General features: G+C 68.5%; 16 protein-coding genes. 8 read left to right on the top strand and 8 right to left on the bottom strand.

What is annotated here, in order from left to right; translation table 11 throughout:
- Window positions 1-7 precede the first annotated feature (7 nt).
- Window positions 8-697 carry a YczE/YyaS/YitT family protein gene (locus ACRB8A_RS03195; RefSeq protein ID WP_082178197.1) on the bottom strand — a complete coding sequence of 230 codons (690 nt, stop codon included), beginning with the start codon at window positions 695-697 and terminating at the stop codon, window positions 8-10.
- Window positions 698-757: 60 nt separating this feature from the next.
- Here ACRB8A_RS03195 and ACRB8A_RS03190 point away from each other — a divergent pair, with 60 nt between their 5' ends.
- Window positions 758-2,215 carry a PLP-dependent aminotransferase family protein gene (locus tag ACRB8A_RS03190; RefSeq protein ID WP_432245570.1) on the top strand — a complete coding sequence of 486 codons (1,458 nt, stop codon included), beginning with the start codon at window positions 758-760 and terminating at the stop codon, window positions 2,213-2,215.
- A gap of 49 nt (window positions 2,216-2,264) precedes the next feature.
- Here the strand turns inward: ACRB8A_RS03190 and ACRB8A_RS03185 are convergent, their stop codons facing one another.
- Both ACRB8A_RS03185 and ACRB8A_RS03180 read right to left on the bottom strand, forming a co-directional pair.
- On the bottom strand, window positions 2,265-2,957 hold the full coding sequence (locus ACRB8A_RS03185; protein WP_432245569.1) for an SRPBCC family protein: 693 nt from the start codon (window positions 2,955-2,957) through the stop codon (window positions 2,265-2,267).
- The gene (locus ACRB8A_RS03180; protein ID WP_050684496.1) at window positions 2,950-3,567 is read right to left on the bottom strand and encodes an ArsR/SmtB family transcription factor; all 618 of its coding nucleotides are present in this window, start codon (window positions 3,565-3,567) and stop codon (window positions 2,950-2,952) included. Before ACRB8A_RS03180 ends, ACRB8A_RS03185 begins: the two co-directional genes overlap by 8 nt.
- A gap of 88 nt (window positions 3,568-3,655) precedes the next feature.
- On the opposite strand from ACRB8A_RS03180, the gene ACRB8A_RS03175 reads away from it, so the two are divergent.
- Entirely contained in the window at window positions 3,656-4,633 is a 978-nt protein-coding gene (locus ACRB8A_RS03175; protein ID WP_432246008.1) for an RluA family pseudouridine synthase, read from the top strand.
- Window positions 4,614-5,231, top strand: coding sequence for a DedA family protein (locus ACRB8A_RS03170; RefSeq protein ID WP_056598114.1), 618 nt, complete (start codon window positions 4,614-4,616; stop codon window positions 5,229-5,231). The genes ACRB8A_RS03175 and ACRB8A_RS03170 overlap by 20 nt, the downstream gene beginning before the upstream one ends.
- A gap of 13 nt (window positions 5,232-5,244) precedes the next feature.
- Here ACRB8A_RS03170 and ACRB8A_RS03165 read toward each other — a convergent pair whose 3' ends face one another.
- The gene (locus tag ACRB8A_RS03165; protein WP_050684493.1) at window positions 5,245-5,550 is read right to left on the bottom strand and encodes a hypothetical protein; all 306 of its coding nucleotides are present in this window, start codon (window positions 5,548-5,550) and stop codon (window positions 5,245-5,247) included.
- 109 nt (window positions 5,551-5,659) lie between these two features.
- Window positions 5,660-8,470, bottom strand: a complete 2,811-nt coding sequence (gene ppc / locus ACRB8A_RS03160; RefSeq protein ID WP_050684492.1) for a phosphoenolpyruvate carboxylase — start codon at window positions 8,468-8,470, stop codon at window positions 5,660-5,662.
- 225 nt (window positions 8,471-8,695) lie between these two features.
- Between ppc and ACRB8A_RS03155 the strand changes: the two genes are divergently transcribed.
- A complete protein-coding gene (locus ACRB8A_RS03155; protein WP_432245568.1) occupies window positions 8,696-9,577 on the top strand; it encodes a DUF1684 domain-containing protein in 882 nt (293 codons plus the stop codon).
- Window positions 9,578-9,587: 10 nt separating this feature from the next.
- On the opposite strand, the gene ACRB8A_RS03150 is transcribed toward ACRB8A_RS03155, so the two are convergent.
- Both ACRB8A_RS03150 and ACRB8A_RS03145 read right to left on the bottom strand, forming a co-directional pair.
- Window positions 9,588-10,811 (bottom strand): acyl-CoA dehydrogenase family protein, encoded by a 1,224-nt coding sequence (locus ACRB8A_RS03150; protein WP_432245567.1) that lies wholly within the window; start codon window positions 10,809-10,811, stop codon window positions 9,588-9,590.
- Window positions 10,808-11,599, bottom strand: a complete 792-nt coding sequence (locus tag ACRB8A_RS03145; protein WP_050684490.1) for an SDR family NAD(P)-dependent oxidoreductase — start codon at window positions 11,597-11,599, stop codon at window positions 10,808-10,810. The genes ACRB8A_RS03150 and ACRB8A_RS03145 overlap by 4 nt, the downstream gene beginning before the upstream one ends.
- A gap of 144 nt (window positions 11,600-11,743) precedes the next feature.
- On the opposite strand from ACRB8A_RS03145, the gene ACRB8A_RS03140 reads away from it, so the two are divergent.
- From ACRB8A_RS03140 to ACRB8A_RS03125, 4 genes are all read left to right on the top strand, one after another.
- Window positions 11,744-13,078 carry a glycoside hydrolase family 76 protein gene (locus ACRB8A_RS03140; RefSeq protein ID WP_432245566.1) on the top strand — a complete coding sequence of 445 codons (1,335 nt, stop codon included), beginning with the start codon at window positions 11,744-11,746 and terminating at the stop codon, window positions 13,076-13,078.
- A gap of 166 nt (window positions 13,079-13,244) precedes the next feature.
- Window positions 13,245-14,300: an iron ABC transporter substrate-binding protein gene (locus tag ACRB8A_RS03135; protein ID WP_050684488.1), complete on the top strand. Its 1,056-nt coding sequence runs from the start codon at window positions 13,245-13,247 to the stop codon at window positions 14,298-14,300.
- 5 nt (window positions 14,301-14,305) lie between these two features.
- The gene (locus ACRB8A_RS03130) at window positions 14,306-15,895 is read left to right on the top strand and encodes an ABC transporter permease (protein ID WP_432245565.1); all 1,590 of its coding nucleotides are present in this window, start codon (window positions 14,306-14,308) and stop codon (window positions 15,893-15,895) included.
- Window positions 15,892-17,049, top strand: a complete 1,158-nt coding sequence (locus tag ACRB8A_RS03125; RefSeq protein WP_432245564.1) for an ABC transporter ATP-binding protein — start codon at window positions 15,892-15,894, stop codon at window positions 17,047-17,049. Before ACRB8A_RS03130 ends, ACRB8A_RS03125 begins: the two co-directional genes overlap by 4 nt.
- Window positions 17,050-17,064: 15 nt before the next feature.
- On the opposite strand, the gene ACRB8A_RS03120 is transcribed toward ACRB8A_RS03125, so the two are convergent.
- Window positions 17,065-17,664, bottom strand: coding sequence for a YdeI/OmpD-associated family protein (locus ACRB8A_RS03120; protein ID WP_050684487.1), 600 nt, complete (start codon window positions 17,662-17,664; stop codon window positions 17,065-17,067).
- Between the last annotated feature and the right edge of the window lie 23 nt (window positions 17,665-17,687).

Below are 17,687 nucleotides of genomic sequence, written 5' to 3'. Positions count from 1 at the left end.
CCCTGGTTCACCCGTGCGCCTGGTGTGCCGTCGCCGGTGTGCCGGATCCGGGTTCGGCCGGGGGCAGCGCGCCGGGTGACGCTGCGGTATGCCCGGCAAGGGTCACACTCGCGGGTGTCTTTTCGGGAACGGTGAAGAACGGCATCATGAGTTGCACCAGCGGGCCGATGGCCAGCGCGTACACGGCAGTGCCCACACCTGCCGCGCCGCCCAGAAGCCAACCGGCGGCCAGGACCACCACTTCGATGAGGGTCCGGGACACACGCACGGACCACCCGGTCCGCCGGGCGAGGCCCGTCATCAGCCCGTCGCGGGCGCCGGGTCCGAAGCGGGCCCCGATGTAGCAGGCCGAGGCCACGGCATTCAGGAGAACCGCCCCGGCAAGCACCGCGGTCTGACCGCCGAGGTGGGAGAACTGCGGAACAAGGGCCAACCCGAGATCAGCGAAGACACCCACCAGGATGGCGTTGCACAGCGTACCAAAACCGGGCCACTGCTTGAGCGGGATCCACAGCAGCAGCACGGCAAAACTGACAATGATCACCACGGCTCCCAGGCTGAGCCCGGTCCTGGCGGCCAGGCCCTGATGCAGCACATCCCACGGCGCAGTGCCCAGGGCTGAGCGGATAAACAGGGCCAGAGAGAAGCCGTACATGGCCAGGCCGATAAAGAGTTGAAGGAGTCTGCGAATCATCATTGACCCATCCTCGCCTGGCACTGGCCTTGTATTCCATAGCCAGTCTGCGATACTGGCCTGATGCCAGGAGCCATGAATCCCGCCGCCCTTGCCCGGTTGATGGGCCCCTGGCAGAGCGCCGCCGGCCCCGCCTACCGCGAACTGGCGGACGTTGTCCGGCTGCTGGTCCTTGATGGCCGCCTGCCCCTGGACACACCCCTGCCCAGCGAACGCTCGCTGTCGGAGACCCTGGGCATGTCCCGCACCACCGTCACCGCCGCCTACGCCCTGCTGCGGGAGCAGGGGTTCCTCAGCAGCGGACAGGGCGCCAAGGGCCGCACCCGGCTGCCCCGGTCTGCCGCCGGGGTGGCAGCACCGGGCATGTCCGCCCCGGACGGTCTCCTGGACCTGGCCTACGCGTCGCTGCCGGCGAGCGGCGAAGTGGTACACAGGGCTTTTTCGGCCGCCTTAAACGACCTGCCCGCGCTGCTGCCCGGCTTCGGCTACGAGGTCCTGGGCCTGCCCGTCCTGCGCGAAGCAGTGGCAGCCCGGTACACCGCGGCCGGGGTACCCACCACAGCGGACCAGATCCTGATTACTTCCGGAGCGCAGCACGCGCTGAACATCATCCTCCGGGCTGAAGCCGGACCCCGGCATGGCAGGCCTGCCAAAGTCCTGGTGGAGCACCCCAGCTATCCGAACGCGCTGGACGCCATTGCCGGGTCGGGTGCGCGGGCGCTGCCCGTCGCCGTGGGCGGACCCGGCCAGCCGCATTGGGACCTGGACGCCGTGGAGGCAACGCTGCAGCAGCACCGTCCCGCCGTCGCCTACCTGGTGCCCGACTTCCACAACCCCACCGGCAAACTGATGCCGGATCCGCAGCGGCGCCGCCTGGTGCGGGCCGCTGCCGCCGCCGGAACCGTCCTGGTCATCGATGAAACGCTGCGCGATTTGAACCTCAACGGCCTGGACTCGCAGCATGTGGCAGCGTTCGGCTCCTGCGTATCCGTCGGTTCGCTCAGCAAGTCGCACTGGGCCGGCCTCCGGACAGGGTGGATCCGTGCCGGCAGGGAGCAGATCCGGCGGTACGCCGCCCAACGGACCACCCTGGACCTGGGCGGTCCCCTGACCGAGCAACTGGCCGCGGCGCATCTGATGGCGCATTTCGAGGAGCCACTGCCGGCCCGGCTGGCAGCACTCCGGGATCAGCGGGGCACGCTTCAGGAGCTGCTGGCGGAGCACCTGCCCACCTGGCAGGCTGCGGCGCCCGACGGCGGACTGACCCTTTGGTGCCGGCTGCCGGCACCCATCAGCACGGCTTTGACCGTCATTGCACCCGGGTTCGGCGTCCGCCTGGCCGCCGGACCACGCTTCGGAGTTGGCGGGGCCTTCGAACACTACGTCCGGATCCCTTACACACTTGACCCCGGAAGCCTCGAAACCGCTGTCCGGGCGCTGCGGTCAGCCCAGAACCGGTTGGAGGCTGCCCCGCAGCTGCGGCGGGCCCTGCCGGAGCCGCCCCGGGTGGCCATCGCCTAGTCCGGAGCGGCCAAGAGCGGACCTAGTGCCAGCCCGCAGCCACGTCTTTTCAGGCGCAAACCGTCGCCAGGAACTTGCCCCAAACCGCCGCGGTGGCCCCGGTGTCCGCGCTCCCGCTGAAGTCATGCACCGTCATGCCCACCGGGGCACCCCAGGCGTTGCGGCCGAAGAACCGGTACAACGCGTCGGACGTCCGCAGGCCCAGGAAATGCTTATTGGCAAAGTCCACCTCCGCAGAAAGCCGGCCGACGCCGTCGAGCTCCACGTCCACGCGCCCACCCGGTCCGGCGGCGTCCACTCCGAGCGCCGAGCGCAGCCGCTCAAAGCCGTCCGGGGTGATGGACTCCGCCGGGCCCTGGATGTCCGTGAACACCACGGCCCTGCCGTCGAAGTGCTGCAGGTACTGGCCCAGGGTGTGGAGGTAGAACTCCGTATGGCGGCTGGCGCCGTCATACTGCTCATCCCAGTTGTCGGCGAAGATGCCGCTGTGGACGTAGTGCAGGCTGGCGCGGCCGCCCGCCAGCGGCGCCAGGACGTGTTCCAGCTGGTTGAACCAGCCATCCGGCCCGTCCATGCGGGACACCAGTCGGGTGGGATGCTCCTCAACCGTTTTTACCGCCGGCCACTGCTCTGTGGGGAACATCCAAGCAGACGTCCCTGCGGTCACGGCTTCCCAGACCCGCTCCGGCGTGCCGGGAAGTTCAGTATCCTGGATAATTTCAAAGCTGCGGTCATCAGTCATTGTTCGGCTCCTTGCCTGGGTTTTCAGTTGTCTTGAGTGCCGGATGGAGGGCCACCACCAGCCGGTGCCGGCGCCCCCGCGGCGAGGTCCCGCCGTCGTGGTATTTGTCCACCAGCGCGGTGACCGCCACCCCGAGGTCCGCCGCGAAGGCGGCACGGTCGGCGGCGGACCGGAAGGTGATCTCGCCGTCGATCGCGAAGGTTGGCAGGGCCTGGCGGGCGGCGGCGGCGCCGGCGATCAGCTTGCCGGTCTCCTCAACCATCCGCCCGGCGAGCGCCAGGAGCCAGAACGCCGAGAAGTGGTCGGTGAAACGCCGCGGATCCGGGGCCACGGCGGCCAGCGCCTGGGGCGAGATCAGGTATGAGGCGGCCGTGGCCTGGAATACCCGCTCGGTCACATTGCCCTTGCGCCGCTCCGCCACGAGCTCCACCAGCCCGTGCCGCTCCAGGGCCTTGAGGTGGTAGTTGACCTTCTGCCGGGGCAGCCCCACCTTGCCGGCCAGCTGCGTGGCGGAGCCCGGCTCGGCCAGCTCATGGAGGATCCGCGTCCGGATGGGGTCCAGGGATACTTCGGCGGTTGCCGGGTCCTCGATCACTGCTATGTCCAACATGGTTCCAGCATGCCTTCCGACAACTTTTATTGTCAAGAACTTTTTTCTGTTCGGTAACGGCCTGGCCCACCGGTAGAATGGACAGGTGATGCAATCCCCCCTCCCCGTGCGCGATGGCGTCAACGCGACCCGCCTGCGCCTCCCGGACGGGGGCCCGTGGGAGACCGCCATGGACTACATGATGCACCGGTGGGGCCACATCGACCCGCAGGGCATCGAGGACAGGTTCGACGCCGGCGAGATCGTCGGCGAGGGCGGCGTTCCGCTGGACCGGACCACTCCGCTTCGGGACCACACCTTCATCTGGTACTACCGGACGCTCCCGCCGGAGACCCGGATTCCTGTGGAGCTGGACATCCTGCACCAGGACGGGCACCTGCTGGTGGTGGACAAGCCGCATTTCCTCCCCACCACTCCCGGCGGCACCTACATCCAGGAGTCGGCGCTGGTGCGCCTGCGGAACCAGCTGGACGTGCCGGACCTGATCCCCATGCACCGGCTGGACCGGATGACGGCCGGGGTGCTGCTCTTTTCCACCAACCCGGACACCCGCGGCAAGTACCAGGTCCTCTTCGAAAAGCGGCAGGTGCAGAAGGACTACGAGTGTGTGTCCGCGGCCCAGCCGGCGCCGGGCCATCCCGACGTCGGCTTTCCCGTGGTGGTCCGCAACCGGATGACCAAGTCCCGCAGCTACCTCCTGGCCGAGGTTGTTGACGGCGAACCGAACGCGGAAACCCGCATCGAAAAGCTGGAAACGTTCGACGGCGGCACCCCCGGAAGTGCGCCGCTGGCCAGATACCGGCTCGAGCCGCACACCGGAAAGACCCACCAGCTCCGGGTCCACATGGCCTCGCTGGGACTGGGCATCGTGAACGACTCCTTCTACCCTGACCTGCTGGACAAGGCACCGGATGACTACTCCCGGCCCCTGCAGCTCCTGGCCCGGGGCATCCGGTTCGTGGATCCCATCACCGCCAAAGCAGTGGAATACCGCAGCGGCCGCGAACTCAGCGAGGCAGTCCGCCAAAGTGCGGTACCTTGTGGCAATGGACTTCGGCAGCGCTGACAGCTGGGGGGCGGCGATCTACTTCTGGATCATCCCCGCGGTGCTTGGCGACGCCATCTTCCCTCCCATCCCTTCCGAGATGGTGGTGATCACCGCCGGTGCCCTCTCGGCTGACGGCCGCGCCAACTTCTTCCTGATTACCGCCCTGTCCGCCCTGGCATCCTGGGTGGGCGACATGGTGGTGTTCCAGCTGTTCCGCCGGCGGCTCAGCCACATCCTGGACCGCTGGAAGTGGGGCCGGAAGGTCCACCGCGGCATCCACCAGGGCCTGGCGAAAGCCGGCCGGTCCTCCACCTACGGCACCATCATCGGCGCCAGGTTCCTCCCTGGCGGCAGGCTGGCCACGTGCGCGGCGGCAGGCATCGCCAACGTGTCGCTGCGGGGCTTCAGCCTGTGCGCAGGCCTGGGCGCCATCGTGTGGGCGTTCTGGCTGGTGGGCCTGGGCTATTTCACGGGTTCGGCCACGCGCCTGCCGTTCTGGGCAAGTTCGCTGATCGGGGTCGCGCTGGGCCTGGTGATCGGCGCCGTCGTCGGCATCATTGTGACCCGGCGGCGCGGCGACCGCTCCCCCGTGGAGGAAACCGGCCCCTTGGCCTGATCCGGGCGGCGCGTCAGACGGGCGCCCAGCGGCCGCGGTTGCGCCGGAGCACCAGCAGCGCACCGGTCAGCGCCACGCGTTCGACGGCGTCGCGCATCATGGCGGCCGACTGCAGCGCCTGCTGGTTCTCGCCGCTGTATTCGGTGGGCTCCACCAGGAACCGCAGGTGCAGCTGCGGAACGCCTCCGGCCAATTGCAGCTGGTGCGATTCCACGTGGTGGCGGGTGCCCAGCGCCTCCACGGCGGCGTCCATCACGGACTCCGGCGGGTTCCCTGGCCGGAGCCCGGTGATCTTGAGGCGGGTCTGGAAGGAAGGCATGCCCCAACCCTATCCAACCCCCGTTGCGCTATCACCTACGGTCCCTATCCGACCCGGATGGGGACCATAGGTGATAGCGCAACGGGAGGGGAGGGGTGGGGGGTTAGCGTTAGCCCGTGTTGCGCAGGCCCGCTGCAACACCGTTGACGGTGATGAGCATGGCCCGCTGGAGGCGTTCGTCGATTTCCGCGCCGCTGATGGTGCCGGCTTCGGCCCGGACTCGGCGCAGCAGTTCCACCTGCAGGTAGCTGATGGGGTCCAGGTACTGGTCCCGGATCTCGAGGGAGCGCTTGAGCGTTGGCTGGGCGTCCAGGAGCAGGTGCTCGCCGGTGAGGATCTGGATCTCGGCCACCGTGAGCTCGTATTCCTCCCGGATGGTGCGGAAGATGTGGTGCAGCTCTTCCGGAACCAGGGTGGCCACGTAGTAGCCGGCGATGTCCAGGTCCGTCTTGGCCAGGGTCATCTCCACGTTCGACAGCACTGAACGGAAGAAGTGCCAGTGCTCCATCATTTCCACCAGGTGCCCGGCATTTCCTGCCTCCCGGGCAGCTTTGAGGCCGGAGCCCACCCCGAACCAGCCGGGCACAATCTGCCTGGACTGCGTCCAGCCGAACACCCACGGGATGGCGCGGAGGCCACCCAGGCCGGCGCCGGAGTCGGGCCGCTTGGACGGGCGGGAGCCGATGTTCAGGGAACCCAGCTGCTCCACGGGGGTGGAGGCCATGAAGTAGGCGGGCAGGTCCGGGTGGTCCACAAGCTTCCGGTACCGCTCGAACGCTGCGTCGGAGACGGTTTCCATCACCTGGCCGTAGCGTTCGCGTTGCCCGGCGGACGTCCGGGGATCCCGGTGCAGGGCCGAACCCTGGAGCACCGCGGCGAGGGACAGTTCCAGGTTTTCCCGGGCCAGCTCGGGCAGGGAGTATTTGTCCGCGATGACCTCACCCTGTTCGGTGAACTTGATTTCGCCTTCCAGGACGCCGTTGGGCTGGGCCAGGATGGCATCATAGGTGGGCCCGCCGCCGCGGCCCACTGATCCGCCGCGGCCGTGGAACAGGCGGACCCGCACCCCGTGCTTGGCGGCAATGTCGCGCAGCTTCCGCTGGGTCTTGTGGATCTCCCACTGGCTGGTCATGACGCCGGATTCCTTGTTGGAGTCCGAGTAGCCCAGCATGACTTCCTGCACGTCGCCGCGCAGCCGCACCAGGTCGCGGTAGGAGGGGACGGAGAGCAGCTGGTCGATGATCTCGGCGGAGGCCCGCAGTTCCTCAACGGTCTCCAGCAGCGGCGCGAAGCCGATCTTGGCGTACGGATTCTCCCCGAAAAGGTTCACCAGGCCGGCTTCCCGGGCCAGGACTGCGGCGGCCAGGACATCGTCAGCGCCCCGGGTCATGGAGATGATGTAGGTCTCGATGACGTCGGGCCCGTAGGTCTTCAGCGCGCGACGGACCTCGCGGAAGACGTCGTAGGTCCCGTCGGCGGCGCCGTCGAGCTTGATCGGGTGACCCGACAGCGGCCGGCGGGACGCCAGCTCGGAGCCGAGCACCTCGAACCGCTCTTCGCGGCTCAGTTCGGCGTACCGGACCCCGGGCCCGCCCAGCCGGTCCATCAGCTGGCCCACGGCGTCGTGGTGGTGGTCTGCGTGTTCGCGGATGTCCAGGGTGGCCAGGTGCAGGCCGAAGGAGGCAATGGCGCGGCGGACGCGGGCCAGGGCACCGTCAGCGGCAAGGGTGGCCGAGTGGTTCCGGAGCGAGAGTTCCAGCAGGTCAAGGTCCGCCAGGAGCTCGTCGGTACCGCTGTAGTCCCGGCCGTGTTCGTGGTTCGACCCGGCCGCAACCCGCTTGCCGGTGTTTATCAGCTTGGCTTTGATGCAGGTCAGCTTGAGCCGGTAAGGCTCCTGGGCGTTCAGTTCCAGGACCCGCTTGTCCAGGCCGGGCAGCTTCGCGAGGTCCGCGTCGATGGAATCCAGGAGTTCCTTGTCCGCCCCGGCCAGCGCCGTGGAGTTGGAAAGGATGGAGATCAGCTCGTCGATCATGCCGATGCTGATCCGGACCGCATGCTGGTTCTGGATCTGGAGGATTTCCCGGGTCACCCCGGCGGTGACGTTGGGGTTGCCGTCCCGGTCACCGCCAATCCAGGAGCCGAAGCGGATGGGGGCGTCCTTGGCGGCAAGGCTGACGCCGTGCTCGCCCAGCAGCTCCGAGAATTCGGTCAGCATTTCGGGCATGGCGTCCGTCAGGATGCTGCCCAGGTAATAGATGGCGTTGCGGGCTTCGTCCACGGGGGTGGGCCGGACCTGGCGGAGCTCATCGGTCTGCCACATCTGGTCGATCACCTCTGCCAGTTGGCGGTCCTGCCGCCGGCGTGCCGTGGTGCCCTCGGTGGTGTGCTCGGCCAGCACGTCCGACAGCTTGCGGATCTTGTCCAGGACCGAGCGCCGGGACGCTTCGGTGGGGTGGGCGGTGAAGATGGGGCGGACATCCAGCCCGTTCACCACGTCCTGCAGTACCTCCGGACCGGCCTGGCCGGCGATGTCATTGACGGCCTTGGCGAGCCAGCCGTCCTTTTCCGCCCGAGTCCGGAGGCCGCGGACGCGGTGGACCTGCTCGGCGGCGTTGGCCAGGTGGAAGTAGAACGCGAAGGCGCGCACCAGGTCGGTGGCCTGCTCAATGGGCAGCGAGCCCAGGAGTTCGCGGACCTGGGCCACCACGTCATGGGCGCTCCACGGGCCGGTGGCGTCGGCTCCGCCGCGGGCCGCTTCCTTGGATTCCTTGGTCAGCAGGCGGACCTGCTCCACGAGGTCGAGGAGCTCGGGGCCGTGCTGGCGGACCAGCGATTCGCCCAGGAGAGTGGACACCCGGCGGACGTCTGCCCTGAGTTCGGAGGCAAGATCGGATTCGGGATGTGCTGCAGTGTGAGCCATGGAAGCGTATCTTTCGAGGGTTCGGACTTGGCTCGTACACTGCGCTGGATACTGTGAGCCACGTTACTGCCTATAGATGCTACCCGCAGCGCGGCGGGACGTGGCAATCCGTCTCAGATAGTGTCGCTTCCAATAGGACCCCGCAGCCCGGGATGCCGGGTTCCCGGCGGGATGAAAACCCCGCCTGCCACCGTTGTACCGTGGCAGGCACCATCGGAAGGAACCATGGCCACCACCCCCGCCGCCAAACTGGAACGCTGGCAGCGTTTCCGCGCCAACCGCGACACAGCCCTCGCGGCCCCGCACGGCTGGCTCACCCTGACATCCTTCCAGTGGCTGGCGGACTCCCCCGCCGCCGTCGACCTGGCCCCGGGATTGTGGTCAGCGGACGGCACGACGGCGGAACTCACCGCGGTGCCCGCCGACGGGCTGTCGCTGGTGGATTCCGGTGAACCGGTGGCGGGGACCATCAGGGCAACGCTCGACGACGAGGAATCCCTCCTGTGGGTAAGGTCCGGGGGCGCTGACGGGGACCAGGTGGTGGTGGAGCTGGCGAAACGGGCAGGGAAGTACGCCATCCGCACCAGGGACGCGGCCTCCCCGGTTTTCACCGGCTTCCGCGGCGTTCCCACCTACGCCTACAACCCGGCCTGGGAAATCACCGCGACCTACCACCCCTACCCCGAGCCGGTGGATGTGCCGATCGCCACCGCCAACCCGCTGGTGGACGGGGTGCACCGGACTGCCGGCGAGGTGGTGTTCCGGGTTCCGGGCAGCGGCCACGAGTTCCGGCTGCAGGCTGAAGAGGAACAGCTTGGGGCGCTCACCCTGACGTTCCACGACGGCACCAACGGCGACACCACGGACGACTGGCGGAAACTGTCCGCACCCCGGCCACGGCCCGGGGCTGATGGCACAGCCACCGTGGTCCTGGACTTCAACCGGGCCATCAACTACCCCAGCGCCTTCAGCCCGTACGGCACCTGCCCCATGCCCGTCCGCAACAACAGCCTCGACGTCCGGGTGGAGGCCGGCGAGAAACTGCCGTTCCCGCCCGACACGGCACCAGCCGCAGCCGAACCGGAAGGCCAGGGCCGGGAAGCCTAAGGCCAGCGCCTCAGGCGATGGCGGACATCCCCGTCACCGCGCGGCCCACAATCAGGGTATTGATCTCGAAGGAGCCCTCGTAGGTGTAGATGGCTTCGGCGTCGGAAAAGATCCGGGCCATGCGGTAGTCCGTGACGATGCCGTTCCCGCCGAGGATGGACCGGCCCATCGCCACGGTTTCGCGCATCCGGGCACTGAGGTAGGACTTAGCCAGGGCCACCCGCGCCATGTCCGCGGCGCCGTCGTCCTGCAGCCGGGCCAGCCCTGCCATCATGGCCATGCTGGCCACGGCGTTGCCCAGCATGGTGACCAGCTGCTGCTGGATCAGCTGGAACTGTGCCAGCGGCCGGCCGAACTGGTGTCGGTCCACCGCGTATTGCCGGGCCTCGTCGAAGGCCGCCAGCTGCTGGCCCACGGCCTGCCAGGCCACCATGATGCGTGACCCGCGCAGCAGTTCCTTGGTGTCCTCGAAGGAGTTGATGCCGGCAAACCGGTCAGCTTCCGCCACCTGGACGTCCCGGAACACGATGTCGGCGTTCTGCACGGTGCGGAGGGCGATTTTGTTCTCGATCCGGGTGCGGCTGACACCCGGCAGGGTGGCGTCCACAATAAAGCCACGCACGGCCCCGTCGGCTTCATCCCGCGCCCACACCAGCATGTAGTCGCAGAACGTTCCGTTGCCGATCCAGCGCTTGGCGCCGTTGAGCACCCACGTGTCGCCGCCGCCGGCCGCTCCCTCCAGGGTTCCCGCCCCTGTCCCGGGCTGCGCCGGGACCCGCCGGGCCCGGGTTTCCATGCCACCGGCCACATCCGAACCGTGCTGTGGTTCGGTCAGGGCGAAGGCCCCGGTGATGCGCAGTTCCGACGCGGCCGCCAGGAAACGTTCCTTCTGTTCCGCCGAGCCGAAGGAGTACAGGGATTCCACAAAGAGGTCGTGGTGGACCAGGAAAAACGTGGCGATGGACGTGTCCACGCGGGTCATCTCGGCGATGACCAACCCGGCGAAGAGGTGGCTGTAGCCCCGCTGGGCAGGCGTGCTGAGCTCCAGTACTGCGAGTTTGGGCAGGATATGCGCCGGGAATTCCGCCTTGTTCCACCAGTCCCCCGCGTAGGGGGCGATTTCCGCGGCCAGGAAATCCCGAAGTTCGGCCAGCTTGGCCTGCTCGGGCCGGCTGAGCTGTGATTCGTAGCCGAAAAAGTCTGCCGTGGGCAGTTCGGGGGCCGGGCCGGTCACTTCGGTGCCATCCGGATGGCGCCGTCCAGGCGGATGGTTTCGCCGTTGAGCATGGCGTTGTCCACAATATGGGCCACCAGCTTGGCGTACTCATCCGGTTTACCCAGCCGGGAAGGGTGCGGAACCTGCGCCCCGAGGGAATCCTGCGCCTCCTGCGGCAACCCTGCCATCATGGGTGTTTCGAAGATGCCGGGGGCAATGGTGACCACACGGACCAGCGAGCGTGCCAGCTCCCGGGCCAGCGGCAGCGTCATGGCCGCCACAGCACCCTTCGAGGCGGCGTAGGCGGGCTGGCCGATCTGGCCGTCGAACGCGGCCACCGAAGCAGTGTTGATGATAACGCCACGCTCCGGCCCACCCAGCGGAGTTTCCGCCGGTTCGGTTTCCACCATGGCCGCGGCGGCCAGGCGGAGCACGTTGAATGTGCCGATCAGGTTGACCTGGATGACGCGGTTGAAGTCCGCCAGCGGGAGGACCCCCGTTCGCCCCAGCACCTTTCCGGGGGTGGCGATCCCGGCACAGTTGACCACGATCCGGAGCGGGCCCAGTCCCACGGCGGTGTCGACGGCGGCCTGCACCTGGGCCGCGTCCGTCACGTCAGCGGGGACAAAGACTGCGGACTGGCCTTCGGCGGTACCGGCAAGTTCCGCAGCAAACGCGGCCCCCGCGGAGGAGGGAAGGTCCACCAGCACCACGGAGGCGCCTGCCCGGAAGAGCTGGCGGGCGGTGGCGGCCCCCAGCCCGGAAGCGCCCCCGGTAATCAGGGCAACAGAGCCGTTGACGTCCATACATCCTCCTTGATGCGTGCTGCGGACCGCGGAAGGACAGCGGTTCATCAGTTAGTGAATGTTAACTGAAATTGCCGCCGCGTGCACCACCCGCACCGGTGCCGGTCTGCCCGCGGCGCCAAGCCCACGCCTAAGCTGGAGTCCATGACCACAGCGGACGATGCCTTGCCGGACTGGAACCAGCGCGCCACGCATGCGGCCCGTTCCGTCACCGCGCTGTTCGGCCGGCGGCTGCTGCACCTTCCGGGCACGCACCTCGCCGCGGTCAGCTGGTCCGGCCTGCCCGATTCAAGGGATACGGACGGAGCTGCGGCCCAGGACGGCGGGCCCGGCCAGGGCGCAGGATCCGGCTCCGGCGCCCTGTGGCGTGGCTTGTCCGGCCCCGCGCGCCGCCTCCGCGGCAGCCTGCTGGACCCCTGGCACTACTGGTGGCAGGCCCACTACCTTGACTGCCTGGTGGACGCCGGCCGCCAGGAGTTGGCGGACGGCGCCACCCCTGCGGCCCGCTTCAACGGCCCGGACCACGCCAGCGCCGGAAAGCTCGCCTCCCGGCTGCTCCGCGGCATCCGGCTCCGCAACACTTTTACGTTCGTCAACAACTACTACGACGACATGGCCTGGCTGGCCCTGGCCACCCTCAGGCTGGCCCGGCTGGCAGAAGACACCGGCAAGCCGGGGCGGCGACGTTACGCCGGGGTGCGGAAGTCCCTGTCCCGGCAGTTTGATGCCGCCTGCAGCGACGACCTGGGCGGCGGCGTCTTCTGGAGCAAGCAGCGGGACTTCAAAAACACCCCTGCCACGGCCCCCGTGGCACTCTTCTACGCCCGGACCGGCCAGCCCGCCAAAGCCCAGGCGCTGGTGGACTGGCTGGACGGCACCCTTTTCGACGCCGGCCAGAGCCTGTACCTGGACGGCGCCCGCCGGGGTGCGGACGGTGCGGTGCAGGTGGAGCGGAACATCTACACCTACAACCAGGGCCCCATCCTCGGTGCCTTGCTGGAATTGGGCGGCACCGCGAACCTGGCCCGCGCGGCCGCCCTGATAGCCGCCGTGGACCGGGTGCTGACCCGCACTCCGGCCGCACCCAGCGGGCCGGACGCGAACCACGGGACGAAAGTGCTGCGGTGCGACGGAGCGGGCGACGCCGGGCTCTTCACCGGAATCCTGTGCCGCTACCTGGCCCTCGCAGCCACGGACGGCAGGCTGCCCGGGGAAGCCCGGACCACCTCAGCCCGGCTCGTCACCGACACTGCGGCCGCGTTCTGGGCCGGCCGCAGCGCGGTGCCGGGCCACAGCACAGCAGGCCACAGCACAGCAGGCCACGACGCGGCCGGGCACCCGGGCGCCAGCGTCTTCTCCCAACATGCCGCGCAACCGGCAGCCGGGACGTATCCCCCGGGCACCGCCGTCGAACTTTCCACGCAACTGCAGGCCTGGATGGTCCTGGCGGCAGCGGCGGACGTGGCTGCGGGGAGCTGAGCCGGCGGCCGCGGCTGCGCGCAACACTCCGGCAAATACGTGTGAGCCTCATCACTTTAACCGTTTTCGCGACTGTTGGTTAGGATTGGCTGGCCTAAAGTTCCTCAGGTGGGCATCCCCGGCCCATAGGCAGCTCCCCCGCCTTACCCCAGAAAGCAGTTCCGCCATGAAGATCCGCACCCGCGCGCTGGCCGGCATCGCACTTGCCGCCACCGCAGCCCTCGGCCTGTCCGCCTGCGGCGGCAGTTCCGCCCCCACCACGTCCGGCTCCTCGGCCGCCGGCCAGCCGGTCTCCGGCGAAATCACGGTCTACAACGCCCAGCACGAGAGCCTGACCCAGGAATGGGTGGATGCCTTCACCGCCGAAACCGGCGTCAAGGTCACCCTGCGGCAGGGCTCGGACACCGAGCTGTCCAACCAGATCGTCCAGGAAGGCCAGGCCTCACCGGCGGACGTTTTCCTCACCGAAAACTCCCCGGCCATGGCGCAGGTGGAGAACGCAGGCCTCTTCGCCGACGTGGACAAAGCCACCCAGGAGCAGGTCCCCGAAGAATTCCGGCCCTCCACCGGCAAGTGGACCGGCATTGCCGCGCGCTCCACCGTGCTGGTTTATGACCAGAACAAGCTGTCCGCGGACCAGCTGCCCAAGTCCATGCTGGACCTGGCCAAGCCGGAGTGGAAGGGCAAGTGGGCAGCGTCGCCCACCGGCGCTGACTTCCAGGCCATCGTCTCAGCCCTCCTTGAGCTCAAGGGCGAGGACGCCACCAAGGAGTGGCTGGCCGGTATGAAGGAAAACTTCACCGCGTACAAGGGCAACAGCACAGCCATGAAAGCCGTCAATGCCGGCGAAGTGGACGCTGCCTTGATCTACCACTACTACTACTACGGCGACCAGGCCAAGACCGGCGAAAACTCCAAAAACGTCACGCCGTACTACTTCAAGAACCAGGACCCGGGCGCGTTTGTCTCCGTTTCGGGCGGCGGCGTGTTGAAGACCGCGAAGAACGCCGCAGCGGCACAGGCGTTCCTGAAGTTCGTCACCGGGGCAAAGGGCCAGGAAGTCCTCAAGGACGGCACCTCCTTCGAGTACGCCATCGCCTCCGACATCCCGGCCAACGAGAAGCTGGTCCCCCTCACGGACCTGCAGGCACCCACCGTTGATCCGGCCAAGCTCAACTCCGAAAAGGTCACCGAACTGATGACCGGGGCCGGACTCCTCTAATTTCCGTGACACCCGGACTTTCGGCCTCCCCCAAGGGACGCACGACGGCGGCGGGCCGGGGCAGCAGCCCCCGCCCGCCTTTCGGCGTTTCCGCGGTGTCCGTGCTGGCGGTCCTGATTGCGCTTTTCTCCCTGGTGCCGCTGGGGTACGTGCTTTACATGAGCGTGGCAACCGGGTGGGACACCGCCGTCGGGCTCATCTTCAGGCCCCGCGTGGCCGAGCTGCTGCTGAACACCGTCCTGCTGACCGTGATCACCGTTCCGCTCTGCCTGGTGCTGGGGGTGGCGGGCGCCTGGCTGGTGGAGCGCACGGCGCTGCGCGGGCGCAGGACGTGGGCGGTGCTCCTGGCAGCGCCGCTGGCCATCCCGGCGTTTGTCAACAGCTACGCGTGGGTGTCTGCCGTCCCGTCCCTGGCCGGCCTGGGCTCGGGCGTCCTGATCGCCACGCTCTCCTACTTTCCGCTGGTGTACATCCCGGCCGCTGCGGCGCTGAGCCGCCTGGACCCGGCGATCGAACAGTCGGCGGCGTCCCTGGGGCTGGGCGCCTGGCGCACCTTCTTCCGGGTGGTGCTGCCCCAGCTGCGGATCGCCCTCACTGGCGGCGGGCTGCTGGTTGCCCTGCACCTGCTGGCTGAATACGGCGCGTTCGCCATGATCCGGTTCGACACGTTCACCACCGCCATCATGGTCCAGTTCCAGTCCACCTTCAACGGTGCCGCCGGCAACATGCTGGCCAGCGTCCTGGTGTTCTTTTGCCTGCTCCTGCTGCTCGCGGAGGTCCGGACCCGGGGATCAGCCCGCTACGCGCGGATTGGTCCCGGTGCCCAGGCGCGGGCCCTGCGCCTGCCGCTGCGCGGGTACCAGCTGCCGGCCCAGCTTTTCCTGCTGGCGCTGACGGTGCTGGCGTTCGGCCTGCCGCTGTTCCTGGTGCTGCGCTGGGTGGCGGCCGGCGGCCCGGCCGTCTGGGCCGCCGCGGAATTTGTTCCGGCCCTTGCTGCCACGCTGGGCTACGGCCTGGCCGGCGCCGCGGCCACGATTGTGGTGGCCTTCCCCATGGCCTATCTCGCGGTGCGGCGCCCGGGCTGGTTCAGCAAGACCCTGGAGCTTTCCAACTACATCACCAGTTCCTTGCCCGGCATTGTGGTGGGGCTGGCCTTCGTCACCGTCAGCATCCGGCTGGTGCCGGGCGTGTACCAAAGCGCCGGGGTGCTGGTGGCGGCTTACGTCCTGCTGTTCTTGCCCCGCGCGCTGGTTAACCTCCGCGCCGGACTGGCCCAGGCCCCCAAGGAACTGGATGAGGCGGCGCAGGCCCTGGGAAAGCCGCCGCTGACGGCCTTTGTCCAGGTCACGCTGCGGCTGATGGCCCCTGCCGCCGCCGGTGGAGCCGCACTGGTGTTCCTGGCCATCACCAACGAGCTCACGGCAACCCTCCTGCTCTCGCCCAACGGCACGCGGACGCTCGCCACCGAATTCTGGAGCAAAAGCAGCGAAATCGATTACGCCGGCGCCGCCCCCTACGCGCTGCTGATGATCCTGCTCTCCGCCCCGATGACCTACCTGCTCTTCCAGCAGTCCAAGAAAGTAGCCGGACAGTGACAGAACAAGCCCCCTCCCGGTTGCCGGAACCGCGGATCGCATCGTCCGTCGCATCCAGCACCAACAGCCACCTGGTGGTGGCGGACGTGACCAAAAACTTCGGGTTCCAGGCGGTCCTGAAGGGCGTCAACCTATCGGTGGCCCGGGGCGGCACCACCGCGATTGTGGGACCCTCAGGATCTGGCAAGACCACTTTGCTGCGGTTGATCGCCGGCTTCGAACACCCCGCCACCGGCAGCATCACGCTGGCCGGCAGCCAGGTTGCCGGCGACGGGGTCTGGATTCCCGCGCACAAACGGCACGTGGGCTACGTGGCACAGGACGGTGCGCTCTTCCCGCACCTCAGCGTGGGCCGGAACGTGGCGTTCGGCCTTGACCCGGCCCGCCTGCAGGGCGGCCGGACCGCGGTGGCCGGAAGGGTCAGCGACCTCCTGGAGATGGTTTCCCTGGACCCGGCCATGGCCAAACGGCGCCCGCACCAGCTTTCCGGCGGCCAGCAGCAGCGAGTTGCCCTGGCCCGGGCGCTGGCCCGAGAACCCAGCCTGATGCTCCTGGACGAACCGTTCTCCGCGCTGGACGCGGGCCTCCGGGTGGCCACCCGCCGGGCCGTGGCCAAGGTGCTGGGCGACGCCGGCGTCACCACCATCCTGGTCACCCACGACCAGGCCGAGGCCCTGTCCTTCGCCGACCAGGTGGCGGTGATGCGCGGCGGGAAACTGGCGCAGATCGGGAACCCGTTTGTGGTCTATACCCGGCCCGCAGACCGGGCCACCGCCGAGTTCCTGGGCGACGCCGTGATCCTCGACGCCTGGCTGGAAGGCTCCCTGGCCACCTGCTCGCTCGGCGGGATCCCCGTCCGCAGGCCGCCGGCCCAGGGCCGGGTGCAGCTGATGCTGCGGCCGGAACAGATCCGCATCGCCGAGGACGGTCCCATCCGCGGCGTTGTGGTGGATACCGACTACTTCGGCCCAGAAACCACCGTCCGGCTGAAACTGGCCGTCCCGCCGGAGCTCGCAGGCACGTCCGACCACCGGTATCCCGGCGGCGGCGAAGTCATCACCATCCGGCACTGGAACGCGTCCATAGCCCGGCCCGGCATGGAACTGTGCCTGCGCGTTGTGGGCGAGGGCGTCGCGTTTCCGGCCGACACGTAAGCGACCGGGCGCCGTTCAGGCGTCGCCGGGGCGCTTCTTCTGCGGGTACGGCGCTTCGCTCCGGGCCAGCATCTCCACAAAACCAGCGATCTTCCGCTCGCGGGTGGCGGCCAGTTTAACGCTGTTGGTGCGGTTGATCAGGGCAAACCGGTTGGACCTGGTGAGGACGTCAAACATGGCCTGGGCGGCGGGAACGGCGGCGATCGCAGCGGCCAGGTCAGCCGGAACTTCCGCGGTTGCCTGCCCGGCATAGGCAGCGGCCCAGCGGCCGTCCGCTTTGGCGGCGTCGACGGCGGCCCTGCCTGCGCCCGTCATTTTGCCTTCCTCCTCCAGCCGGGCCACGTAGGTGACGTTCCGGGCGGACCAGACGCTGCGGCGGCCGCGGGGTGTCATCCGCTGGAACGAACTTTCGGCGTCACGCTTCCTGGCCTGGCCGTCAATCCAGCCGAAACACAGGGCTTCATCCAACGCCGCGGCGTAGTTGATCCCAGTCACCGTCCCGCCCTTTTTGTGCAGGACCAGCCACACCCCGGGACTGTCAGCGTGGTTCGCCTCGAGCCAGGACCGCCAGGCGGCAGCGTCGGGCACCAGCAGTTCCTCGAGTTCGATCGCCATGGCACCATTCTGCCGTGCAGACC

Source organism: Arthrobacter sp. G.S.26 (assembly GCF_050847375.1).
Taxonomy (GTDB): domain Bacteria; phylum Actinomycetota; class Actinomycetes; order Actinomycetales; family Micrococcaceae; genus Arthrobacter.
The sequence above is the reverse complement of the archived record's forward strand: the minus strand, read 5'-3'. Positions and strand labels throughout refer to the sequence as shown.